This is a genomic window from Enterobacter sp. JBIWA008 (assembly GCF_019968765.1).
GTDB lineage: Bacteria > Pseudomonadota > Gammaproteobacteria > Enterobacterales > Enterobacteriaceae > Enterobacter.
Window position 1 is genome coordinate 1092226 of the sequence record NZ_CP074149.1, and the last position, 22908, is coordinate 1115133.

General features: G+C 54.9%; 20 protein-coding genes. 15 read left to right on the top strand and 5 right to left on the bottom strand.

What is annotated here, in order from left to right; translation table 11 throughout:
- Positions 1–40 precede the first annotated feature (40 nt).
- On the bottom strand, positions 41–619 hold the full coding sequence (locus KGP24_RS05310) for a lipoprotein (protein WP_223562597.1): 579 nt from the start codon (positions 617–619) through the stop codon (positions 41–43).
- A gap of 305 nt (positions 620–924) precedes the next feature.
- Between KGP24_RS05310 and bolA the strand changes: the two genes are divergently transcribed.
- The 9 genes from bolA (at position 925) to KGP24_RS05355 (ending at position 11287) form a co-directional block, all read left to right on the top strand.
- Positions 925–1242, top strand: a complete 318-nt coding sequence (gene bolA, locus KGP24_RS05315) for a transcriptional regulator BolA (RefSeq protein ID WP_223562598.1) — start codon at positions 925–927, stop codon at positions 1240–1242.
- Positions 1243–1572: 330 nt separating this feature from the next.
- Positions 1573–2871 carry a trigger factor gene (gene tig / locus KGP24_RS05320; protein ID WP_223562599.1) on the top strand — a complete coding sequence of 433 codons (1299 nt, stop codon included), beginning with the start codon at positions 1573–1575 and terminating at the stop codon, positions 2869–2871.
- 260 nt (positions 2872–3131) lie between these two features.
- Positions 3132–3755 (top strand): ATP-dependent Clp endopeptidase proteolytic subunit ClpP, encoded by a 624-nt coding sequence (gene clpP / locus KGP24_RS05325; protein WP_010428105.1) that lies wholly within the window; start codon positions 3132–3134, stop codon positions 3753–3755.
- Between the two features lie 126 nt (positions 3756–3881).
- Positions 3882–5156 carry an ATP-dependent protease ATP-binding subunit ClpX gene (clpX, locus tag KGP24_RS05330; RefSeq protein WP_024906819.1) on the top strand — a complete coding sequence of 425 codons (1275 nt, stop codon included), beginning with the start codon at positions 3882–3884 and terminating at the stop codon, positions 5154–5156.
- A 182-nt stretch (positions 5157–5338) separates the two neighbouring features.
- A complete protein-coding gene (gene lon / locus KGP24_RS05335; protein ID WP_023334706.1) occupies positions 5339–7693 on the top strand; it encodes an endopeptidase La in 2355 nt (784 codons plus the stop codon).
- A gap of 210 nt (positions 7694–7903) precedes the next feature.
- Positions 7904–8176, top strand: a complete 273-nt coding sequence (gene hupB / locus KGP24_RS05340; RefSeq protein WP_002444653.1) for a nucleoid-associated protein HU-beta — start codon at positions 7904–7906, stop codon at positions 8174–8176.
- 212 nt (positions 8177–8388) lie between these two features.
- Positions 8389–10260, top strand: a complete 1872-nt coding sequence (gene ppiD / locus KGP24_RS05345; RefSeq protein WP_223562600.1) for a peptidylprolyl isomerase — start codon at positions 8389–8391, stop codon at positions 10258–10260.
- 148 nt (positions 10261–10408) lie between these two features.
- The gene (locus tag KGP24_RS05350) at positions 10409–10789 is read left to right on the top strand and encodes a helix-hairpin-helix domain-containing protein (protein WP_223562601.1); all 381 of its coding nucleotides are present in this window, start codon (positions 10409–10411) and stop codon (positions 10787–10789) included.
- 99 nt (positions 10790–10888) lie between these two features.
- Positions 10889–11287, top strand: coding sequence for a YbgC/FadM family acyl-CoA thioesterase (locus tag KGP24_RS05355; protein ID WP_069303738.1), 399 nt, complete (start codon positions 10889–10891; stop codon positions 11285–11287).
- A 61-nt stretch (positions 11288–11348) separates the two neighbouring features.
- On the opposite strand, the gene queC is transcribed toward KGP24_RS05355, so the two are convergent.
- Entirely contained in the window at positions 11349–12044 is a 696-nt protein-coding gene (gene queC, locus KGP24_RS05360) for a 7-cyano-7-deazaguanine synthase QueC (RefSeq protein WP_223562602.1), read from the bottom strand.
- Positions 12045–12110: 66 nt separating this feature from the next.
- Entirely contained in the window at positions 12111–13811 is a 1701-nt protein-coding gene (locus tag KGP24_RS05365) for an SgrR family transcriptional regulator (RefSeq protein ID WP_223562603.1), read from the bottom strand.
- Between the two features lie 101 nt (positions 13812–13912).
- Here KGP24_RS05365 and cof point away from each other — a divergent pair, with 101 nt between their 5' ends.
- Entirely contained in the window at positions 13913–14731 is an 819-nt protein-coding gene (gene cof / locus KGP24_RS05370) for an HMP-PP phosphatase (RefSeq protein WP_223562604.1), read from the top strand.
- 40 nt (positions 14732–14771) lie between these two features.
- Here the strand turns inward: cof and KGP24_RS05375 are convergent, their stop codons facing one another.
- Positions 14772–15818 (bottom strand): PLP-dependent cysteine synthase family protein, encoded by a 1047-nt coding sequence (locus KGP24_RS05375; protein ID WP_223562605.1) that lies wholly within the window; start codon positions 15816–15818, stop codon positions 14772–14774.
- A 115-nt stretch (positions 15819–15933) separates the two neighbouring features.
- Between KGP24_RS05375 and KGP24_RS05380 the strand changes: the two genes are divergently transcribed.
- The 5 genes from KGP24_RS05380 to amtB all read left to right on the top strand — a co-directional run bounded on the left by KGP24_RS05380 (position 15934) and on the right by amtB (position 21853).
- Positions 15934–16392: an Lrp/AsnC family transcriptional regulator gene (locus KGP24_RS05380; RefSeq protein WP_023310581.1), complete on the top strand. Its 459-nt coding sequence runs from the start codon at positions 15934–15936 to the stop codon at positions 16390–16392.
- Between the two features lie 30 nt (positions 16393–16422).
- Positions 16423–18195 carry a SmdA family multidrug ABC transporter permease/ATP-binding protein gene (locus KGP24_RS05385; RefSeq protein WP_223562606.1) on the top strand — a complete coding sequence of 591 codons (1773 nt, stop codon included), beginning with the start codon at positions 16423–16425 and terminating at the stop codon, positions 18193–18195.
- Positions 18188–19969, top strand: coding sequence for a SmdB family multidrug efflux ABC transporter permease/ATP-binding protein (locus KGP24_RS05390; protein WP_223562607.1), 1782 nt, complete (start codon positions 18188–18190; stop codon positions 19967–19969). Before KGP24_RS05385 ends, KGP24_RS05390 begins: the two co-directional genes overlap by 8 nt.
- 220 nt (positions 19970–20189) lie before the next feature.
- Positions 20190–20528 carry a P-II family nitrogen regulator gene (glnK, locus tag KGP24_RS05395; protein WP_008503304.1) on the top strand — a complete coding sequence of 113 codons (339 nt, stop codon included), beginning with the start codon at positions 20190–20192 and terminating at the stop codon, positions 20526–20528.
- Positions 20529–20563: 35 nt separating this feature from the next.
- Positions 20564–21853, top strand: coding sequence for an ammonium transporter AmtB (gene amtB / locus KGP24_RS05400; RefSeq protein ID WP_024906831.1), 1290 nt, complete (start codon positions 20564–20566; stop codon positions 21851–21853).
- Positions 21854–21949: 96 nt separating this feature from the next.
- Here amtB and tesB read toward each other — a convergent pair whose 3' ends face one another.
- Positions 21950–22810 carry an acyl-CoA thioesterase II gene (gene tesB / locus KGP24_RS05405; RefSeq protein WP_058841181.1) on the bottom strand — a complete coding sequence of 287 codons (861 nt, stop codon included), beginning with the start codon at positions 22808–22810 and terminating at the stop codon, positions 21950–21952.
- Between the last annotated feature and the right edge of the window lie 98 nt (positions 22811–22908).

Genomic DNA, 22908 nt, shown 5'->3' on the forward strand with positions numbered 1-22908 from the left:
ATAAAACTGACCCGGCGATATACCGGGTCAGCTGGCAGGATTAACGCGCGTTCTGCTTGATGAAGTCGTGAATGCTGGTGTCCTGCGCCATGTCGGAAATGGTATCCGTCAGCACGCTGTTAACCGCATCAGCAATATTTTTATTCGATGCCTGGAACGCGCCTTCTACAGAGTAGCTGGCGCGGTAGTTTTTGGTCATCTTGTTGCCATTCTTCGCGGTGGCAATGATGGCGATATCCGCTTTGGTCGCGATGTTGTAGCGCACGTTGCCCTGAGACACGTCAGCGTACAGGTTGTTGACGATAATCTGCAGATCAACCGCGCCGCTTGGGCCAATCATGTAGCCGCGAGCGGTCATTTGTTTCTCCAGCACTTCCTGGAGCAGGAAGCGCAGGTCGCGGGACGCGGTGAGGGTAACCTGCTGGTTATCGCGGGTCACTTTTGCCAGCGCCTGATCCTGACGCTGATCGGCACCGTTAATGCTCACGGTGACGCCCATCAGGCTTGGGTCCTGCTGAGGCAGGCTGATTTTTGGTGATACATCAATAGTGGTTGGCGGGGTAGCACAGCCAGCCAGCATAAAAAGGGCTACCAACGGAAAGAAGAGTTTTTTTAACATTTTCGGGTTCTCAACGAATCGTAAGCATATAAAGAGAAAAATTGTCGCCATCATAACATCGCCAACGGCGAGGGGAAGTGGTCAACGCATGTAAATTCATCGCCTTGTCGGAAAACTGACCAGTTCACCGTTTTTCCCAATCCGTATATGACAAAACGTATGAGTCTTACAGTGAACTTCATTCGTTTGAATGAGAAAATCAGACGAAAGCTAAATATTTGTTGTCAAGCTGTAATGGAAACGGTAAAAGCGGCTAACATTTAAAGGGATGGGTGACATCCTGGCGTTGTCGGAGGAGTAATTTCATGATGATACGTGAGCATATAGAAGATAAATTAAGGGCAGCGTTCAACCCTGTGTTCCTCGAAGTCGTCGACGAAAGCTATCGTCATAACGTGCCGGCAGGTTCTGAAAGCCACTTTAAAGTGGTTCTGGTTAGCGATCGTTTCACGGGAGAACGTTTCCTGAATCGACACCGCATGATCTACAGTACCTTGACGGAAGAACTCTCCACGACCGTGCATGCGCTGGCACTGCATACCTACACCATTAAGGAATGGGAAGGCTTGCAGGATACGGTTTTCGCATCGCCGCCCTGTCGCGGTGCAGGCACTATCGCCTGATAAATCGGATTTGCAACGGCTGGAGTTTTTCCAGTATGTTGCTTAGAGATTTCCTCAAAACGGCCTCCGGGCCGTTTTGTTTTGTCTGAGTTTTGAGCGGATGGTGCGATTTTAAGGCTAAAAATAGCCTTAAAGTGTGAAAAAAGCCGCAGCAACATGCCCCAACCGTTCTCGACTCACCTAAGTGATGCCGCTATAATGCCGCGTCTTATTGAATGTCTTCGGGATGATTCTGGCGACAGGGAATGTGAATCTGCACTAAGAGAGCATCCCGGTATAACAGACAGATTCAGAGTTGACCGAGCACTGTGATTTTTTTGAGGTAACAAGATGCAAGTTTCAGTTGAAACCACTCAAGGCCTTGGCCGCCGTGTAACGATTACTATCGCTGCTGACAGCATCGAAACTGCTGTGAAAAGCGAGCTGGTCAACGTAGCAAAAAAAGTACGTATTGACGGCTTCCGTAAGGGCAAAGTACCAATGAATGTTGTTGCTCAGCGTTATGGCGCTTCCGTGCGTCAGGATGTGCTGGGTGAACTGATGAGCCGTAACTTTATTGATGCGATCATCAAAGAAAAAATCAATCCGGCCGGCGCGCCGAACTACGTTCCAGGCGAATACAAACTGGGCGAAGACTTCACCTACTCCGTAGAGTTCGAAGTGTACCCGGAAGTTGAGCTGAAAGGTCTGGAATCTATCGAAGTTGAAAAACCAGTTGTTTCCGTGACTGACGAAGACGTTGACGGCATGCTGGATACCCTGCGCAAGCAGCAGGCGAACTGGAAAGAGAAAGAAGGCGCAGTTGACGCTGAAGACCGTGTCACCATCGACTTCACCGGTTCTGTAGACGGCGAAGAGTTCGAAGGCGGCAAAGCGTCTGATTTCGTACTGGCAATGGGCCAGGGTCGTATGATCCCAGGCTTCGAAGACGGCATCAAAGGCCACAAGGCTGGCGAAGAGTTCACCATCGACGTGACCTTCCCGGAAGAGTACCACGCTGAAAACCTGAAAGGGAAAGCAGCGAAGTTCGCTATCAACCTCAAGAAAGTTGAAGAGCGCGAACTGCCAGAACTGACTGAAGAATTCATCAAGCGTTTCGGCGTGGAAAATGGTTCCGTAGCGGGTCTGCGTACCGAAGTGCGTAAGAACATGGAACGCGAGCTGAACGGCGCGGTGCGTAACCGTGTGAAATCTCAGGCGATCGAAGGTCTGGTGAAAGCCAACGAAATCGACGTTCCAGCTGCCCTGATCGACAGCGAAATCGACGTTCTGCGCCGTCAGGCTGCACAACGTTTCGGTGGCAACCAGCAGCAAGCGATGGAACTGCCACGCGAGCTGTTCGAAGAGCAAGCGAAACGCCGCGTTGTTGTTGGCCTGCTGCTGGGCGAAGTGATTCGTACCCACGAGCTGAAAGCTGACGAAGAGCGTGTGAAAGGCCTGATCGAAGAGATGGCTTCTGCATACGAAGATCCATCAGAAGTGATCGAGTTCTACGGTAAGAACAAAGAGCTGATGGACAACATGCGCAACGTCGCCCTGGAAGAGCAGGCTGTTGAAGCGGTACTGGCGAAAGCGAAAGTGACCGAAAAAGCGACCTCTTTCAACGAACTGATGAACCAGCAGGCGTAATTTCGCCCCAACGGTTTAAAGTTTGAACAGAAAACCCGTTGCCTTGCGGCAGCGGGTTTTTTTTATCGCAGCGATAGCCCAGGAAGAGTGCTAAAACGCCCTTTCGGTGTTAGCGTAACAACAAAAGGTTGTTATGCTTGAAATAGGGCACTGCGAACCCCATAAGTACGTAATCATGATGAATGAGACTGGCTGATAATCCGTCCGTAAGGTTACAATCAGTACAGCAGGTGTTTTCAATTTTGATCCAGGAGACGGAAATGTCATACAGTGGCGAACGAGATAACTTTGCACCCCATATGGCTCTGGTGCCAATGGTTATTGAACAGACCTCACGTGGTGAGCGTTCTTTTGATATCTATTCCCGTCTGCTCAAGGAACGCGTTATCTTTCTGACCGGCCAGGTGGAAGACCACATGGCTAACCTGATCGTGGCGCAGATGCTGTTTCTGGAAGCGGAAAACCCGGAAAAAGACATTTACCTGTACATTAACTCCCCGGGTGGCGTGATTACAGCAGGAATGTCCATTTATGACACCATGCAATTCATCAAGCCTGATGTAAGCACTATCTGTATGGGTCAGGCTGCATCAATGGGCGCGTTCCTGTTAACAGCAGGGGCGAAAGGTAAGCGTTTCTGCTTGCCAAATTCCCGCGTGATGATTCACCAGCCGCTGGGCGGTTACCAGGGGCAGGCGACGGATATCGAAATCCACGCCCGCGAAATTCTGAAAGTAAAAGCGCGCATGAATGAACTTATGGCGCAGCATACGGGTCAACCACTCGAGCAGATCGAGCGCGATACCGAGCGCGATCGCTTCCTCTCTGCTCCAGAGGCAGTTGAGTACGGCTTAGTCGACTCCGTGTTGACCCATCGTAATTGATGCCCGCGACGCGAGGGGGCCGCTATACTAAGGTAGGGCGGCACGCTGCTTGTTGCAGCTTGCGTCTTAGAATGGCATTTGCGTCGTCATGTGCGGCACAAAGAACTTAATAAGAGGTTTGGACTCATGACAGATAAACGCAAAGATGGTTCGGGCAAACTGCTGTACTGCTCTTTTTGCGGCAAAAGCCAGCATGAAGTGCGTAAACTGATTGCCGGGCCGTCCGTGTATATCTGCGACGAATGTGTCGATTTATGTAACGACATCATTCGCGAAGAGATTAAAGAAGTCGCACCGCACCGTGAGCGCAGCGCGCTGCCAACGCCGCATGAAATTCGTCATCACCTTGACGACTACGTCATCGGACAGGAGCAGGCCAAGAAAGTGCTGGCGGTAGCGGTCTATAACCACTACAAACGTCTGCGTAACGGCGACACCAGCAATGGCGTAGAACTGGGCAAAAGTAACATTCTGCTGATCGGCCCAACCGGTTCCGGTAAAACGCTGCTGGCGGAAACCCTTGCACGTCTGCTTGATGTTCCGTTCACGATGGCTGATGCCACCACCCTGACCGAGGCCGGCTATGTGGGTGAGGACGTCGAAAACATCATCCAGAAACTGCTGCAGAAGTGCGATTACGACGTACAGAAAGCTCAGCGCGGGATTGTTTACATCGATGAGATCGACAAAATCTCCCGTAAATCAGACAACCCGTCCATTACCCGTGACGTATCGGGTGAAGGCGTACAGCAGGCACTGCTGAAGCTGATCGAAGGTACGGTTGCTGCCGTTCCGCCACAGGGTGGTCGTAAACATCCGCAGCAGGAGTTCCTGCAGGTTGATACCTCCAAAATCCTGTTTATCTGTGGTGGTGCGTTTGCTGGTCTGGATAAAGTCATCTCCCACCGTGTTGAAACCGGCTCCGGCATTGGTTTTGGCGCAACGGTAAAATCGACGTCCGAAAAACCGAACGAAGGCGAACTGCTGTCTCAGGTTGAACCGGAAGATCTGATTAAATTCGGTCTGATCCCTGAATTCATCGGCCGTCTGCCGGTTGTGGCAACGCTGAATGAGCTGAGCGAAGACGCGCTGATCCAGATCCTGAAAGAACCGAAAAATGCGCTGACCAAGCAGTATCAGGCGCTGTTCAATCTGGAAGGCGTAGATCTGGAATTCCGTGACGAAGCGCTGGATGCTATTGCCAAGAAAGCGATGATCCGTAAAACCGGTGCCCGTGGTCTGCGTTCAATTGTTGAAGCGGCACTGCTTGACACCATGTACGATCTGCCGTCGATGGAAGACGTTGAGAAAGTGGTGATTGACGAGTCCGTCATTAGCGGTCAAACCAAGCCGCTGCTGATTTACGGCAAACCGGAAGCGCAGCAGGCATCTGGCGAATAATTCACCAAATCATACAAGCAGTTAATCAAAAAGGGGGGATTTTATCTCCCCTTTACTTTTTCCGTATTCATAGCGTTGAATGTGTGGGAAACATCCCCATATACTGGATACATGTTAATGGTTATGTGAAGCACAGTGACATGACCAGCTTACCTGGCGGACACTAACTAAGAGAGAGCTCTATGAATCCTGAGCGTTCTGAACGCATTGAAATCCCCGTATTGCCGTTGCGCGATGTGGTGGTTTATCCGCACATGGTCATACCCTTATTTGTAGGGCGGGAAAAATCTATCCGTTGCCTCGAAGCCGCCATGGATCATGATAAAAAAATCATGCTGGTGGCGCAGAAAGAAGCTTCAACGGATGAGCCGGGTGTAAACGATCTTTTCACCGTTGGGACCGTGGCCTCTATTTTGCAGATGCTGAAGCTGCCTGACGGCACCGTGAAGGTGCTGGTAGAAGGCCTGCAGCGTGCGCGTATTACCACTCTTTCAGATGACGGCGAGCACTTCTCTGCGAAGGCAGAGTACCTTGATTCGCCTGAGCTTGATGAGCGCGAACAGGAAGTACTGGTTCGCACCGCGATTAGCCAGTTTGAAGGCTATATCAAGCTGAACAAGAAAATCCCACCAGAAGTGCTGACGTCGCTGAACAGCATCGACGATCCCGCACGTCTGGCGGACACCATCGCTGCACACATGCCGCTGAAGCTGGCTGACAAACAGTCCGTGCTGGAAATGTCCGACGTTAACGAACGTCTGGAATACCTGATGGCGATGATGGAGTCTGAAATCGATCTGCTGCAGGTTGAGAAGCGCATTCGCAACCGCGTGAAAAAGCAGATGGAGAAATCTCAGCGTGAGTACTATCTGAATGAGCAGATGAAGGCCATTCAGAAAGAACTGGGCGAGATGGACGACGCGCCGGATGAAAATGAAGCGCTGAAGCGTAAGATCGACGCGGCGAAGATGCCGAAAGAGGCGAAAGAAAAGGCTGAAGCAGAACTGCAGAAGCTGAAAATGATGTCTCCAATGTCGGCTGAAGCGACCGTTGTACGCGGCTACATTGAGTGGATGGTGCAGGTTCCGTGGAACGCCCGCAGTAAGGTCAAAAAAGACCTGCGTCAGGCGCAGGAAATCCTGGATACCGACCACTATGGCCTGGAACGCGTGAAAGATCGCATTCTTGAGTACCTCGCGGTACAAAGCCGTGTAAACAAAATTAAAGGCCCAATCCTGTGCCTGGTTGGACCGCCGGGGGTGGGTAAAACTTCACTGGGTCAGTCTATCGCCAAAGCGACAGGACGTAAGTATATCCGTATGGCGCTGGGTGGCGTACGCGATGAAGCGGAAATCCGTGGCCACCGTCGTACTTACATCGGTTCTATGCCGGGTAAACTGATCCAGAAGATGGCGAAAGTGGGGGTTAAAAACCCGCTGTTCCTGCTCGATGAGATCGACAAGATGTCGTCGGACATGCGTGGCGATCCGGCGTCTGCTCTTCTGGAAGTACTCGATCCAGAACAGAACGTGGCGTTCAGCGATCACTACCTGGAAGTGGACTACGACCTGAGCGACGTGATGTTCGTGGCGACCTCCAACTCCATGAACATTCCGGCGCCGCTGCTGGACCGTATGGAAGTGATCCGTCTCTCCGGTTATACCGAAGATGAGAAGCTGAACATCGCTAAGCAGCACCTGCTGCCGAAACAGATTGAGCGTAACGCGCTGAAAGCCAACGAGCTGACCGTCGAGGACAGTGCGATTATCGGCATCATTCGTTACTACACCCGTGAAGCCGGCGTGCGTAGCCTTGAGCGTGAAATCTCCAAACTGTGTCGTAAAGCGGTGAAACAGCTGCTGCTGGATAAGAGCCTGAAACACATTGTGATTAACGGCGACAATCTGCATGCGTACCTGGGCGTTCAACGCTTCGACTACGGTCGCGCGGACAACGAAAACCGTGTTGGCCAGGTGACCGGTCTTGCATGGACGGAAGTGGGCGGCGATCTGCTGACCATCGAAACCGCCTGTGTGCCGGGCAAAGGCAAGCTGACCTACACCGGCTCGCTGGGTGAAGTGATGCAGGAGTCCATCCAGGCGGCGCTGACCGTGGTGCGCGCGCGCGCGGAGAAACTGGGTATCAACCCGGATTTCTACGAAAAACGCGACATTCATGTTCACGTTCCGGAAGGGGCGACGCCGAAAGATGGTCCAAGCGCGGGTATTGCCATGTGTACCGCGCTGGTTTCCTGCCTGACAGGGAACCCGGTGCGTGCCGATGTGGCAATGACTGGTGAAATTACGCTGCGTGGTCAGGTTCTGCCGATTGGTGGTTTAAAAGAAAAACTGCTGGCGGCACACCGCGGTGGGATCAAAACCGTACTGATCCCTTACGAAAACAAACGCGATCTGGAAGAGATTCCGGACAACGTGATTGCCGATCTGCAGATCCACCCTGTGAAGCGAATTGAGGAAGTTCTCAGTCTCGCATTGCAGAATGAACCCTCCGGAATGCAGGTTGTAACCGCAAAATAGTGACCTCGCGCAAAGAGCGTCAATAAAAACAAGGCTGGTAAGTCATTTCGCACTTGCCAGCCTTTTTTTGTATAGCTAATTTAGATTGCTGATTAGGTCAGCCATCAACAACGGGTGTTGTAAGGTCATGGCAGGCCTGATATAACTGCTGCGCGGTCGCGTTGTGAAGGATTCAGGCGCGATATAAATTATAAAGAGAGGAAGAGAACAGTGAATAAATCTCAACTGATTGACAAAATTGCTGCTGGTGCTGATATTTCTAAAGCTGCAGCTGGACGTGCGTTAGATGCATTAATTGCTTCTGTTACTGAATCTCTGCAGGCTGGGGACGACGTTGCACTGGTAGGCTTCGGTACTTTTGCTGTTAAAGAGCGTGCTGCCCGTACTGGCCGCAACCCTCAGACCGGTAAAGAGATCACCATTGCTGCTGCTAAAGTGCCGGGTTTCCGTGCAGGTAAAGCGCTGAAAGACGCAGTAAACTGATTGCTTTCCTGTTTCAGGGAAGCCGGAAAGTACAAGGGCGCATCATTTGATGTGCCTTTTTTGTTTGTCCTGGCCTGATTTGTGCGAGTTTATGCGAGTTGTGGGCTGACAATCGCCCCGTTTTCTTGTCACAATACGCCTTCACGCGCGACGGGCAGGATTTTCCGTCAGCGTCAGGTAACCAGTCACCTACAGCGGAGTGTTGTTACACCATGATGGACAGCTTACGCACGGCTGCTAACAGTCTCGTGCTCAAGATTATTTTCGGTATCATTATCGTGTCGTTCATATTGACCGGCGTGAGCAGTTACCTTATTGGCGGTGGCGCAAACTATGCCGCAAAAGTGAATGGCCAGGAAATCAGCCGTGGTCAGTTCGAGAATGCTTTTGCCGGTGAACGTAACCGTATGCAGCAACAGCTGGGCGACCAATTCTCTGAACTGGCAGCGAACGAAGGGTACATGAAGACCCTGCGCCAACAGACACTGAACCGTCTTATCGACGAAGCGCTGCTGGATCAGTATGCCAAAAAACTCGGCCTTGGCATCAGCGATGAGCAGGTGAAAAAAGCCATCTTCTCCACCCAGGCCTTCCAGTCTAACGGTAAATTCGACAACGCGCGTTACAACAGTATCGTCAACCAGATGGGGATGACGGCCGATCAGTACGCTCAGGCGCTGCGTAACCAACTGACTACCCAGCAGCTCATCAATGCCGTCGTGGGCACCGATTTCATGCTCAAAGGTGAAACGGATGAACTGGCTGCTCTGGTGGCACAGCAGCGCGTTGTACGCGAAGCGACCATTGATGTGAACGCCCTGGCGGCAAAACAGCAGGTAAGCGACGCTGACGTTAACGCCTGGTACGAGCAGAACAAGAATTCCTTTGTTTCTCCAGAGCAGTTCCGCGTGAGCTACATCAAGCTGGATGCGGCTGCGCTGCAGGAAACCGCGTCTGATGCTGAAATCCAGTCTTACTACGATCAGCATCAGGATCAGTTCACTCAGCCGCAGCGTAACCGCTACAGCGTGATTCAGACGAAAACCGAGGCTGATGCTAAAGCGGCACTGGATGAGCTGAACAAAGGCGCTGATTTCGCGACCGTTGCAAAAGCGAAATCCACCGACATTATCTCTGCGAAAAACGGCGGTGATATGGGCTGGCTGGAAGACGCGACCACGCCGGACGAGCTGAAAAATGCCGGTCTGAAAGAGAAAGGCCAGCTTTCAGGCGTCATTAAGTCTTCCGTTGGTTTCCTGGTCGTTCGTCTTGACGACATCACCGCGGCGAAAACCAAGCCGCTGGCTGACGTTCGTGAAGATATTGCGGCGAAAGTGAAACAGGAAAAAGCGCTGGATGCCTACTACGCGCTGCAGCAGAAGGTAAGCGATGCTGCCAGCAACGACAACGAATCTCTGGCGGGTGCAGAGCAGGCGGCGGGTGTGAAGGCGGTAGAAACGGGCTGGTTTGGTCGTGACAACCTGCCGGAAGAGCTGAACTTCAAACCGGTTTCCGATGCTATCTTCAACGGTGGTCTGGTGGGCGAGAATGGCACGCCGGGCAGTAACTCTGACATCATTACCGTCGATGGCGATCGTGCGTTTGTGTTGCGCGTCAGCGAGCACAAGCCAGAAGCGGTCAAACCGCTGGCGGAAGTGAAGGATCAGACCATCGCTCAGGTTAAACACAACAAAGCGGAACAGCAGGCGAAACTGGATGCTGAGAAGATTCTTTCTGACCTGAAAGCGGGTAAAGAAGACGCGCTGAAAGCGGCTGGCCTGAGCTTCGGTGATGCGAAAACGCTGAGCCGTACCGGTCAGGACCCAATCAGCCAGGCCGCGTTTGGTCTGACTCTGCCTGCGAAGGACAAGCCAAGCTTCGGTACCACCACCGATACGCAGGGTAACGTCGTTCTGCTGGCGCTGGGCGAAGTGAAAGCCGGGACCCTGCCAGAAGCGCAGAAGAAGGCGATGGTTCAGGGGATTACCCAGAACAATGCTCAGATTGCCTTCGAAGCCATGATGAGCAACCTGCGTAAAGAAGCCAAAATCACGCTGGGTGATGTGATGACTCAGCAGCAGTAATTACGTGTCTGCTCGCAGATTTTCGTAACGCTCTGCAATAACTAAAGGCCGCTTTCGCGGCCTTTTCCATTTCTGCAATCTGCTGTTTGTGCCGGGTTTATCGGGTGGCTATCGTGAGGTGGCTGTCAACAAACAAGGAGATAACAGCATGAAATGTGGAATCAAAGCACTGTTAATTACGCTGGCTATTGCCACCACCGGGATGAGCGTGGGTGCGATGGCGTCGGCCCCCGCCGCCAAAACACAAATTACGCAGAGCAAGTCCGATGCGGCAGCGCCAGTACAAGGGCAAACCAAAGCGACTGACGCCGGTAAAAATGTGGATGATGACGGTACGCGGGTCAGTATTAATTCGGCCTCTGCGGAAGATCTGGCTCGCGCGATGAATGGTGTTGGCCTGAAAAAAGCGCAGGCCATCGTTAGCTACCGCGAAGAGTATGGTCCTTTCAAAACGGTCGACGATCTCAAACAGGTGCCGGGCATGGGCAGCGCGCTGGTTGAGCGCAACCTCTCACACCTGACGTTGTAATTACGCAATTTCTTGCACTGCGGCAAAATTTTGCCAGGATAAAGAGGTCATACCAGTCATGACCTCTCATCCTACAATAACAGTAAAGGCTATTGCGCTATGCAGACAAAAATCAAAGTACGCGGTTTTCATCTCGATGTTTACCAGCATGTGAACAACGCTCGCTATCTTGAGTTTCTTGAAGAAGCGCGCTGGGACGGGCTGGAAAACAGCGAAAGCTTTCAGTGGCTGACCGCGCACAACATCGCGTTCGTGGTCGTCAATATCAACATCAACTACCGCCGTCCGGCCGTGCTGGGTGACGTGCTCACGGTCACCAGCCAGGTACAACAAATCAATGGCAAAAGCGGGGTATTAAGCCAGGTGGTGACGCTCGATCCAGAAGGGCAGGTGGTGGCTGATGCGATGATCACCTTTGTCTGTATCGATCTGAAAACGCAGAAAGCGCTACCGCTGGAAGGGGAGTTGCGGGAAAAGCTGGAGTTGATGATCGTGTAAGACATGTTAAAGCATACTCGTGCTGTCGACACCCGCTTTGCGACAGCACGATCAAATAATCCTATTTAAGGCCGGTTTTTTTCTGCATTGCGGTCATCACACCGACTTTATCGGCAAGATAGTGATTAAGCCCGTTTGCGCGTAGGTTACAGGCCGCACACTGGCCGCAACCGTCGCCTTTGATGCCGTTATAGCAGGTGAGCGTTTCCCTGCGAACCAGGTCCAGCTTGCCCCAGTAGTCCGCCAGCGCCCAGGTTTCGGCTTTATCCAGCCACATGAGTGGGGTTTCAAAGCGCGTCTCTTTCGCCATTCCCAGATTGACGGCATGGTTTAACGCCTTCACGAACTCATCACGACAGTCCGGGTAGCCGGAGAAGTCGGTCTCGCACACGCCCGTGATCACCGCTTCGGCTTTTACCTGGTAGGCGTAGATCGCCGTCAGGGTCAGGAAGAGGATATTACGGCCCGGCACGAAGGTATTCGGAATGCCGCTGGCATCGGGTTCGTAGTCCGGGACGGGAATACTGTCCCGGGTGAGGCTGCTCACGGCCAGTTCATTTAACAGCGTAACGTCCAGCACCTTGTGCGCGCGTGCGCCCAGTTTCAGGGCAAGTTCACGGGCAACGTCGATTTCAGCGCGGTGACGCTGACCATAATCGAAAGTGACACAGTGAACTTCATCGTACTGATGAAGGGCCTGAACCAGGCAGGTAGTTGAGTCTTGTCCTCCGCTGAACACGACGACGGCACGTTTCATAAATCATCTCGACTGTTACGGTAAAAACGTTATGTTACCGTCTGACCATGACGGCGACCAGCTTCTTCACGATTTAGGGGCAGGCAGCCAGGCTTCGGTAAAGTCAAACCAGCCGCGAGTGTTAAGGCGAATGCCATTCACGCCAGGCGGAGCACTGATTTGGTATTGGTAATTAAAAAGGGGGGTCAGCACCGCACTCTCCATTAGCCGGTTGAAGATGGCTTGCAGCCCCGCTTGTCTATCCCGAGCCTCGGCCTGAGTCTGTACCGCATCCAGCGTGGCTTGCAGATGGGCGTAAGCCGGTGCGCTAAGCACGTGCGGCCAGAGGGGATCGCAGCGCAGCCACTGTTCAAGCGTATATTCAGGCGCTTCACCAATCAGCCTGTCGCCCATCATGATGTCTGCATAGGCAAGCTCCAGGCACCCTTCCCACGTCTTGGCGTCGTGAAAGATGACGGTCAATTCACACCCCTGTAGCGCCAGGTATGCCTTCAACTGGCTGGCCATGGTGTGAAGCTCAACAGGGAGATGGTAAACCAGCGTCAACGCTTCGGGGACAGTGACGTCCGATAAATCAGGCCATTCGGGGATTGTCCACCCGGGAAGCAGTTCCTGGGTGGGCGTGATGAGCCCTTCATTTAGCGGAAGCGTGTGGAGAAGCCTGGAGAGATGAATGATATTGATAAGCCACTTTGCCTGGATCTCACTCAGGCGCGCGCTCTGTTTTAGCGTGAGGTAACAGAACCCCAGGCTGGTGCTGCTGCTTACCAGCCGCAGACTCTCCAGCTCGTCGGCCTCGCCGATCGCGATTTGCACCGGGTGACGACAGCTTGTGCCCAGGCTGTAATCAAAAAGCTGTGGCGTGATCCAATATTCGATGGCTTTGAGCAGCGGATGGCTCAGGTGATACTGCTCATGGCTTTCCAGACGAACCAGGTCGGGCTCAAAGGCGGCGAGCCGAAAGGGCCCGCAGCCAACCGCAGGAAGGTCGGGATGCGCCAGACGGCTACAGTAGGTTGCCAGCCTGTGCGGTAGCCAGTAGTCAGGTTGATGCAGCGTAAACGTCAGACACTGTGGGTGCGTTGTTTCAATACATAATACGCTCTGTAACAGGGTGCGCAGGGCGGGGAGCGTCAACAGCGCTGTCAGACTTCGCTGGAGTTGCGCCGTTTCTATTTTATCGCCGTTATGCCAGTGCAGGGTGGAGCGAATGTAGAAATGCCAGCGCAGGCCGTCATCAGAGACATCCCAGTGATGCGCCAGATCGCCCGTGGGTTCACTGCTGTTACCGTGAAAGCGCGTTAAGCCTGAGAACACCTGTCCCGCCAGATGCTGCTCTGCCCGGCCCGGTAAAAAACCCGGCTGAAGCGGCTCCAGCGAGCGATAGTATGGGATGCGCAGCGTCGGCGTGTCGTTTTGCCACTGCCCGCCCAAAAAAGGATGCAGTAATGACCGCAGCGCTTCAGGGGCTAGTTGGGCCAGCTCCAGCGCGTTATGCTGCTGCCCGCTTTTCAGCGCTTCTTCCATCATCGCATTGCGCAGTGACTCCGGGTCGACATGGAACGTCAGCTCACCACGCTTACCGCGCCCAGACTGCGCGCGCCAGCTGAGCCAGCCAGCCTCCTGGGCCTGACGCAGCAGCGTTCGGACATGCCGCTCGCTACAAAAACAGCGGGCGGCCAGCTCGCTGATGGTGACCTGTTGCGTTGCCCCCAGGGAAGGTTGCCACAGGCGGTGATACTGATTGAGTCGATTGAGCTGGCGCATAAGAAACCCGGAACAATAATTTTCATCTATTCACTATTACTTCCGTATATCTCACACGATACTGATGCACAAGTTAACCGCATCACATTTCGGGAGTAATCATGGCTCGGCTCGCTGCATTTGATATGGACGGTACGTTGTTAATGCCGGATCACCGTTTAGGGGAAAAAACCCTGAACACGCTGAAGCGTCTGCGCGAGCGCGATGTCACCCTGACGTTTGCCACCGGGCGCCATGTACTCGAAATGCGCCATTTGCTGGGTGCGTTTTCCCTCGACGCCTTTCTGATCACCGGCAACGGGACGCGAATTCACTCAGTAGAAGGGGATGTGCTGCACCGGCAGGATCTCAACCCGGAAGTAGCGGAGATCGTGCTGCACAGCACCTGGGACACGCAGGCCAGCGTCCACGTCTTTAACGATCGGGGCTGGTTCACCGGAAGCGAAATCCCGGAATTATTGCACGCGCATGTTTACAGCGGTTTCAAATACCAGCTTATCGATCTGCGTCGGATCCCCGCCCATGCGGTAACCAAGATCTGCTTCTGTGGCAATCATGACGATCTGTGTCGCTTAAGGATTCAGCTGAATGAGGCGCTGGGCGACCGGGCGCATCTGACCTTCTCGGCGGTGGATTGTCTGGAAGTGCTGCCGGTGGGCTGTAACAAAGGTTCCGCTCTCGCGGTTCTGAGCGACCACCTGGGCTTAACGCTGCAGGAGTGTATGGCGTTTGGTGACGCCATGAACGACCGCGAAATGCTGGGTAGCGTAGGTCGCGGTCTGATCATGGGGAATGCGATGGCGCAGCTGAAAGCAGAGCTTCCCCATCTGCCGGTTATTGGCCACTGCCGCAATGAAGCAGTGTCCCATTTTTTGACGCATTGGCTGGACAACAACAACCTCCCGTATTCCCCCGAATAGTGAGACCCTTCCAGCAAGCCAGACTTCGGTCTGGCTTTTTTTATTTTACCAGTTCTGCAATCTGCGCTTTCCATGGGGCGATATCGCCGATGTTGGCCTGCACCCACTCCGCGTTGTAGTAGGTCTCGAGATAACGCTCGCCGCTGTCGCACAGCAGCGTGACGATGGAACCGGTGCGGCCCTCTTCGCGCATACGTGCGGCAAGCTGCAGTGCGCCCCACATATTGGTGCCCGTCGATGCGCCCACTTTGCGGCCCAGCTGCGTTTCCAGCCAGTGCGCCGTTGCCACGCTGGCGGCATCCGGCACGCGCATCATCTCATCCACAACGTCGGGGATGAAAGAGGGCTCCACGCGCGGGCGGCCAATTCCTTCAATTTTACTGCCCACCGGGCTGCGCAGACCGGCATCGCGGTTTTGCCAGTAGTCGAGGAACACGGAGTTCTGCGGGTCAACCACCATCAGTTGGGTATCGTAGCCCTGACAGCGGATGTAGCGTCCAATAGTGGCTGACGTGCCGCCGGTACCGGCGCTCATGACAATGTAGGACGGAACCGGATGGGGTTCGTGGGTCATCTGGCGGAAAATACTGTCGGCAATGTTGTTATTGCCGCGCCAGTCCGTCGCGCGCTCGGCGAAGGTGAACTGGTCCATATAGTGGCCGTTCAGCTCGCGGGCCAGCATTTCAGAGGCGGCGTAGATTTCGCAGGCGCTTTCCACAAAGTGGCAGCGACCGCCGTAAAATTCGATCTGCTCGATTTTGCGTTTTGCGGTGCAGGACGGCATCACCGCGATAAACGGCAGGCCCAGCAGGCGGGCAAAATAGGCTTCGGACACCGCCGTTGAACCGGATGAGGATTCTATGATGGTGGTGCCTTCTTTGATCCAGCCGTTACACAAACCGTATAAAAACAGCGAGCGCGCCAGGCGATGCTTCAGGCTGCCGGTAGGATGGGTGCTTTCATCTTTCAGATAGAGCTGAATGCCGTCAAATCCCGGCAGTGAAAGGCGAATCAGGTGCGTATCCGCCGAGCGCTGATAGTCGGCATTGATTTCGCTGATCGCATGTTTAACCCAGGTGCTATTCATCGTCGTTATCCGTTTGTCATTTTGTGCCTAGCATAGCGAAAAGCACAGAAAAAATTGTTGCTATCTGGCCTTTAAAATAGAATGAAGAGAGAAAAATTTTCTCTGTGAGGTGGGTATGCTAGATAAAATTGACCGCAAGCTCCTTTCATTGCTGCAAAATGACTGTACCCTCTCTTTGCAGGCGCTGGCAGATGCCGTTAATCTGACCACCACCCCGTGCTGGAAGCGCCTTAAGAAGCTGGAAGATGACGGCATTCTTCTGGGGCGCGTCGCGTTGTTAGATCCCGAAAAGCTGGGGCTTGGGCTGACGGCGTTTGTGCTGATAAAAACCCAGCATCACAGCAGCGAGTGGTATTGCCGCTTCGTCACCCAGGTGTCGGAGATGCCCGAGGTGCTCGGTTTCTGGCGTATGGCCGGAGAGTACGATTACCTGATGCGCGTCCAGGTGGCCGACATGAAGCGCTATGATGATTTCTACAAGCGGCTGGTGAATAGCGTACCGGGCTTGTCGGACGTCACCTCAAGCTTCGCCATGGAACAGATTAAATACACCACAGCATTACCTATTGAATAACTTCGTAAAATACCTTCAGGAACAAACCGCGTGCGATTATTTGCCCAACTAAGCTGGTACTTTCGTCGGGAGTGGCAACGCTACCTCGGCGCAGTATTCCTGCTTATTATCATTGCCATCCTGCAGCTGATCCCGCCGAAAGTGGTGGGGTACGTCGTGGATGGCGTCACCGAACAGCATTACACCACCGCACGGGTGTTGATGTGGGTTGGCACGCTGGTGCTGACGGCCGTCATTGTTTATCTGCTGCGCTACGTCTGGCGCGTGCTGCTGTTTGGTGCGTCCTATCAGCTGGCCGTTGAGCTGCGTGAAGATTTTTACCGCCAGCTGAGCCGACAGCATCCCGAATTTTATCTGCGCCATCGCACCGGGGATCTCATCGCCCGCGCGACTAACGACGTCGATCGCGTGGTCTTTGCCGCCGGGGAAGGGGTGCTGACGCTGGTGGACTCGCTGGTGATGGGCTGCGCGGTGCTGATCGTCATGTCCACGCAGATCAGCTGGCAGCTGACACTGCTCGCCCTGCTGCCGATGCCGATCATGGCGCTGGCGATCAATCGCTATGGTGAACAGCTGCACGAGCGCTTCAAGCTGGCGCAGGCGGCGTTTTCGTCTCTGAACGATCGCACCCAGGAGAGCATGACCAGCATCCGCATGATCAAAGCGTTTGGTCTGGAAGACCGGCAGTCTGCGCTTTTTGCGGCCGATGCGGCAGACACGGGGGCGAAGAACATGCGCGTCGCGCGTATCGACGCCCGGTTTGACCCGACGATTTATATTGCGATTGGCATGGCAAATATGCTGGCCATTGGCGGCGGAAGCTGGATGGTGGTGCAGGGCACGCTTACCCTGGGGCAATTGACCAGCTTTGCGATGTATCTGGGTCTCATGATCTGGCCGATGCTGGCGTTGGCCTGGATGTTTAACATCGTGGAGCGCGGCAGCGCCGCCTATAGCCGCATTCGCGCCATGCTGGCCGAAGCGCCGGTAGTCATTGACGGTAGCGAAGCCGTACCTGAAGGGCGCGGCGTCATGACCGTCGACGTCCGGCAGTTTATCTATCCGCATACGGAGCATCCGGTACTGGAAAACGTCAGCTTTACCCTGCAGCCAGGGCAGATGCTGGGCATCTGCGGCCCGACGGGATCCGGCAAAAGTACCGTGCTCTCTCTGCTTCAGCGCCACTTTGACGTCACCGAGGGCGATATTCGTTTTCATGATATCCCCCTGACGAACCTGCTCCTGGACGAGTGGCGTGGCCGTCTGGCGGTCGTCAGCCAGACGCCGTTTTTATTTTCGGACACCGTGGCGAACAACATTGCCCTTGGACGCCCTGGGGCGACGCAGGACGAGATTGAACACGTGGCGCGTCTGGCAAGCGTTCATGATGATATTTTGCGTCTGCCGCAGGGGTACGAAACGGAAGTGGGGGAACGTGGCGTCATGCTGTCCGGGGGGCAAAAACAGCGTATCTCCATTGCCCGCGCCCTGCTGCTGAATGCTGAAATCCTGATTCTGGATGATGCGCTTTCCGCCGTGGACGGCCGTACCGAGCATCAGATCCTGCATAACCTGCGACAGTGGGGCGACGGCCGCACGGTGATTATCAGCGCCCACCGTTTGTCGGCGCTCACCGAAGCCAGCGAAATTCTGGTCTTACAACACGGGCACATTGCCCAGCGCGGGCAGCATGAAGCGCTTGCCGAGCAGCCGGGCTGGTATCGCGATATGTACCGCTATCAACAGCTTGAGGCGGCACTGGACGATGCGCCGGAGCAGGATGAGGAGGCCGCCAATGCGTAAGCTCGGAACGATGTGGCCGACGCTCAAACGTCTGCTGGCCTACGGCTCGCCGTGGCGTAAACCGCTCTCCGTGGCCGTGCTTTTGCTCTGGATAGCGGCGATTGCTGAAGTGAGCGGTCCGCTGCTCATTAGCTACTTCATCGACAACATGGTCGCCAAACGCTACCTTCCGCTGGGGCTGGTGGCGGGCTTAGGCGCGGCCTACGTTGGCCTGCAGCTGGCGGCGGCAGGGCTGCACTATGCTCAGTCGCTGCTGTTTAACCGTGCAGCCGTGGGCGTCGTTCAGCAGCTGCGTACGGATGTGATGGACGCGGCGCTTCGCCAGCCGCTCAGCGAGTTTGATACCCAGCCGGTCGGGCAGGTGATTTCGCGCGTGACCAACGATACCGAGGTGATCCGCGATCTGTACGTCACCGTGGTGGCAACCGTATTGCGCAGCGCAGCGCTGATTGGCGCGATGCTGGTGGCGATGTTCAGCCTTGACTGGCGCATGGCGCTGGTGGCGATCACCATCTTCCCGGCAGTGCTGATTGTCATGGTCATTTACCAGCGCTACAGCACGCCAATCGTGCGTCGGGTGCGCGCTTATCTGGCCGACATCAACGATGGCTTCAACGAAGTGATCAACGGCATGAGCGTCATCCAGCAGTTCCGCCAGCAGGCGCGCTTTGGCGAACGCATGGGTGAAGCCAGCCGTTCGCACTACATGGCGCGTATGCAGACGCTGCGGCTTGATGGTTTCCTGCTGCGTCCGCTGCTGAGCCTTTTCTCGGCGCTGGTGCTTTGCGGGCTGCTGATGCTCTTTGGGCTGAGCTCAAACGGTACGATCGAAGTGGGCGTGCTGTACGCCTTTATCAGCTATCTCGGGCGTCTTAACGAGCCGCTGATCGAGCTTACCACCCAGCAATCGATGCTGCAGCAGGCGGTTGTCGCCGGTGAGCGCGTGTTTGAGCTGATGGACAGGCCGCGCCAGGCCTACGGCAATGACGAGCGACCTCTGCAAAGCGGGACTATCGCCTTTGATAACGTCTCGTTTGCCTATCGCGAAGACCGGCTGGTGCTGCAGGACATCACGCTTGACGTTCCGTCGCGCGGTTTCGTGGCGCTGGTGGGGCATACCGGCAGCGGTAAGAGCACGCTTGCCAGCCTGTTGATGGGCTATTACCCGGTCACGCACGGCGAAATCCGCCTCGACGGGCGCCCGCTCGCGTCTCTCAGCCACACCGTGTTGCGTAAAGGCGTCGCGATGGTGCAGCAGGATCCGGTCGTGCTGGCCGATACCTTCTACGCCAACGTGACCCTGGGGCGAGACTACTCCCAGGAGCAGGTCTGGGACGTGCTGGAAAAAGTGCAGCTGGCAGAGCTGGCGCGCGGGTTTAGCGATGGGATCAATACCAAACTGGGCGAGCAGGGTAACAATCTCTCCGTCGGGCAAAAGCAGCTCCTGGCGCTGGCACGCGTCCTGATTGAAACGCCGCAGATACTGATTCTGGATGAAGCCACGGCCAGTATTGACTCCGGCACCGAGCAGGCCATCCAGCAGGCGCTGGCCGCGGTCCGCGACCATACGACGCTGGTGGTGATTGCCCACCGTCTTTCCACTATAGTCGATGCCGATACCATTCTGGTGCTACATCGCGGACAGGCCGTTGAACGCGGTACGCACCGTGAACTGCTGGAAGCAAAAGGGCGCTACTGGCAGATGTACCAGCTGCAGCTGGCGGGCGAAGAGCTGGCGGCTAGCGCGCGTGATGAAGAGTCGCTTAGCGCCTGATGCACTAAAATGAGGCGACGCGCTAACGGTCATTCCTGTTGGTGCAAAACTGAAACGCACCCTGCACCGGCATGGTGCGTTTTTTTTCACCTACGCGTTGAACAGAACCGCGTAACGCTCATCGCACCGTTGTTCCCCCTCGTTTTCATTTCTGGCACACCCCTTGCAATACCTTCTGCGTAAGCTACGGCCATTACCGAATTCTGACTGGAGGGGATCTATGAAGCTGGTTACGGTTGTAATCAAACCATTCAAACTCGAAGACGTGCGTGAAGCGTTGTCTTCTATGGGTATTCAGGGACTGACTGTCACCGAAGTGAAAGGCTTTGGTCGTCAGAAGGGTCATGCCGAGCTTTATCGCGGGGCGGAATACAGCGTTAACTTCCTGCCAAAAGTAAAAATTGATGTCGCGATTGCTGACGATCAGCTTGATGAAGTCATTGATGTCATTAGCAAAGCGGCCTATACCGGCAAAATTGGCGACGGCAAAATTTTCGTTGCCGAACTGCAGCGCGTCATTCGCATTCGTACCGGCGAATCTGACGAAGCGGCTCTGTAAGTAACTCCTGGCACACAGTGATAGGGATCGAGAAAATGAAGATAGCAACACTCAAAACGGGTCTGGGTTCGCTGGCACTGCTGCCGGGCCTGGCGCTGGCTGCTACCCCTGCGGTGGTCGACAAAGCCGACAACGCCTTTATGATGATCAGCACCGCGCTGGTGCTGTTCATGTCAATTCCGGGCATTGCGCTGTTCTACGGCGGCCTGATCCGTGGCAAAAACGTTCTCTCCATGCTGACGCAGGTTGCCGTGACGTTTGCACTGGTCTGCGTGCTGTGGGTGGTTTACGGTTACTCGCTGGCGTTCGGCACGGGCAACGCGTTCTTTGGTAACTTCGACTGGGTGATGCTGAAAAATATTGAGCTGACCGCGCTGATGGGCAGCTTCTATCAGTACATCCACGTTGCGTTCCAGGGCTCCTTCGCCTGTATTACCGTCGGGCTTATTGTGGGCGCGCTCGCCGAGCGTATTCGTTTCTCTGCCGTCCTGATCTTCGTGGTGGTTTGGCTGACGCTCTCCTATGTGCCGATTGCGCACATGGTCTGGGGGGGCGGTCTGCTGGCAACGCATGGTGCGCTGGACTTTGCGGGCGGTACCGTTGTACACATCAACGCCGCGGTAGCGGGTCTGGTGGGTGCCTACCTGATTGGCAAACGCGTGGGCTTCGGTAAAGAAGCGTTCAAACCGCACAACCTGCCGATGGTGTTTACCGGTACGGCTATCCTCTACTTTGGCTGGTTTGGCTTCAACGCCGGCTCGGCAAGTGCAGCAAACGAAATCGCCGCGCTGGCCTTCGTGAACACCGTTGTGGCCACGGCGGGGGCAATCCTCTCCTGGGTGTTTGGCGAGTGGGCGGTACGCGGTAAACCTTCTCTGCTGGGTGCCTGTTCGGGTGCCATTGCCGGTCTGGTTGGCATTACGCCAGCATGTGGTTATGTCGGTGTAGGCGGTGCGCTGCTGGTCGGCCTGGTGTCCGGTCTGGCGGGTCTGTGGGGCGTGACCGCACTGAAACGTCTGCTGCGCGTTGACGACCCATGCGATGTGTTTGGTGTTCACGGCGTGTGCGGCATCGTTGGTTGTATCATGACCGGTATCTTTGCCGCGAAATCGCTCGGTGGCGTGGGCTACGCAGAAGGCGTCACCATGGTTCATCAGGTGCTGGTACAGCTGGAAAGTATTGCTATCACCGTTGTCTGGTCTGCCGTTGTCGCTTTCATTGGCTATAAGCTGGCGGATATGACGGTTGGCCTGCGCGTACCGGAAGAGCAGGAGCGTGAAGGTCTGGACGTCAACAGCCACGGCGAGAATGCGTATAACGCCTGATAAACAGCAAAACGGCAACCAAAGGTTGCCGTTTTTAATGTGTATTCCCTCTCCCTGTGGGAGAGGGGCAGGGTGAGGGCATCAGGCCGTACACAATCACCCGCGATTACGCATCACCCCTTCCTGTACGGTAGAAGCCACCAGCACGCCATCCTGAGTATAAAACTCCCCGCGCACAAACCCGCGTGCACTCGACGCTGACGTACTCTCCACGCTGTAAAGCAGCCACTCATTCATGTTGAATGGACGGTGGAACCACATGGAGTGATCGATCGTCGCGACTTGCATCCCTTTTTCCAGGAAACCAACGCCGTGCGGCTGCAGCGCCACCGGCAGGAAGTTGAAATCTGACGCATAGCCCAGCAGATACTGATGCACGCGGAAATCTTCCGGCACGCTCCCGTTGGCACGGATCCAGACCTGGCGTTTTGGCTCGGCGGTATGGCCTTTCATGGGGTTGTGGAACTCAACCGGGCGGATCTCCAGCGGCTTATCGCAGAGAAACTTCTCTTTGACCTGCGGCGGAAGCAGATGCGCCAGCGCGCGGGCAATATCCGTCTCTGATTTTAAAGAGTCGGGTGACGGAGCCGGGGGCATCACTTTTTGATGCTCGTAGCCGGGTTCCGGCGCCTGGAAAGAGGCGGTCATGTAAAAGATCGGCTTGCCGTTCTGAATGGCCGCGACGCGGCGTGCGCTGAAACTGTTGCCGTCTCGCAGGACTTCAACGTCATAAACAATCGGTTTTGCGCTATCGCCAGGGCGTAAGAAGTAGCTGTGGAACGAATGCACCAGACGGTCTGCCGGGACAGTCTCCTTTGCTGCGTACAGTGCCTGTCCGACGACTTGCCCCCCGAAGACCTGGCGTAAGCCGAGATCTTCGCTCTGTCCGCGAAAGAGTCCTTCCTCAATTTTTTCCAGATTCAGTAATGTCAGCAGATTGTTCAGTGCCTGACTCATAGTTGTCCTCAATAAACGCCGTAGCGAAAGATAGGCAGAGTATAACGCAGAAATGAAAGTGGTCCGATGGGTAGAATAATCTGAATATCGGCACGTTT

Bases quoted from the DNA above. Each gene is read 5' to 3' on its own strand.
- KGP24_RS05310 (WP_223562597.1), bottom strand. From the start codon at position 619: ATGTTAAAAAAACTCTTCTTTCCGTTGGTAGCCCTTTTTATGCTGGCT.
- bolA (WP_223562598.1), top strand. From the start codon at position 925: ATGATGATACGTGAGCATATAGAAGATAAATTAAGGGCAGCGTTCAAC.
- tig (WP_223562599.1), top strand. From the start codon at position 1,573: ATGCAAGTTTCAGTTGAAACCACTCAAGGCCTTGGCCGCCGTGTAACG.
- clpP (WP_010428105.1), top strand. From the start codon at position 3,132: ATGTCATACAGTGGCGAACGAGATAACTTTGCACCCCATATGGCTCTG.
- clpX (WP_024906819.1), top strand. From the start codon at position 3,882: ATGACAGATAAACGCAAAGATGGTTCGGGCAAACTGCTGTACTGCTCT.
- lon (WP_023334706.1), top strand. From the start codon at position 5,339: ATGAATCCTGAGCGTTCTGAACGCATTGAAATCCCCGTATTGCCGTTG.
- ppiD (WP_223562600.1), top strand. From the start codon at position 8,389: ATGATGGACAGCTTACGCACGGCTGCTAACAGTCTCGTGCTCAAGATT.
- KGP24_RS05350 (WP_223562601.1), top strand. From the start codon at position 10,409: ATGAAATGTGGAATCAAAGCACTGTTAATTACGCTGGCTATTGCCACC.
- KGP24_RS05355 (WP_069303738.1), top strand. From the start codon at position 10,889: ATGCAGACAAAAATCAAAGTACGCGGTTTTCATCTCGATGTTTACCAG.
- queC (WP_223562602.1), bottom strand. From the start codon at position 12,044: ATGAAACGTGCCGTCGTCGTGTTCAGCGGAGGACAAGACTCAACTACC.
- KGP24_RS05365 (WP_223562603.1), bottom strand. From the start codon at position 13,811: ATGCGCCAGCTCAATCGACTCAATCAGTATCACCGCCTGTGGCAACCT.
- cof (WP_223562604.1), top strand. From the start codon at position 13,913: ATGGCTCGGCTCGCTGCATTTGATATGGACGGTACGTTGTTAATGCCG.
- KGP24_RS05375 (WP_223562605.1), bottom strand. From the start codon at position 15,818: ATGAATAGCACCTGGGTTAAACATGCGATCAGCGAAATCAATGCCGAC.
- KGP24_RS05380 (WP_023310581.1), top strand. From the start codon at position 15,934: ATGCTAGATAAAATTGACCGCAAGCTCCTTTCATTGCTGCAAAATGAC.
- KGP24_RS05390 (WP_223562607.1), top strand. From the start codon at position 18,188: ATGCGTAAGCTCGGAACGATGTGGCCGACGCTCAAACGTCTGCTGGCC.
- glnK (WP_008503304.1), top strand. From the start codon at position 20,190: ATGAAGCTGGTTACGGTTGTAATCAAACCATTCAAACTCGAAGACGTG.
- amtB (WP_024906831.1), top strand. From the start codon at position 20,564: ATGAAGATAGCAACACTCAAAACGGGTCTGGGTTCGCTGGCACTGCTG.
- tesB (WP_058841181.1), bottom strand. From the start codon at position 22,810: ATGAGTCAGGCACTGAACAATCTGCTGACATTACTGAATCTGGAAAAA.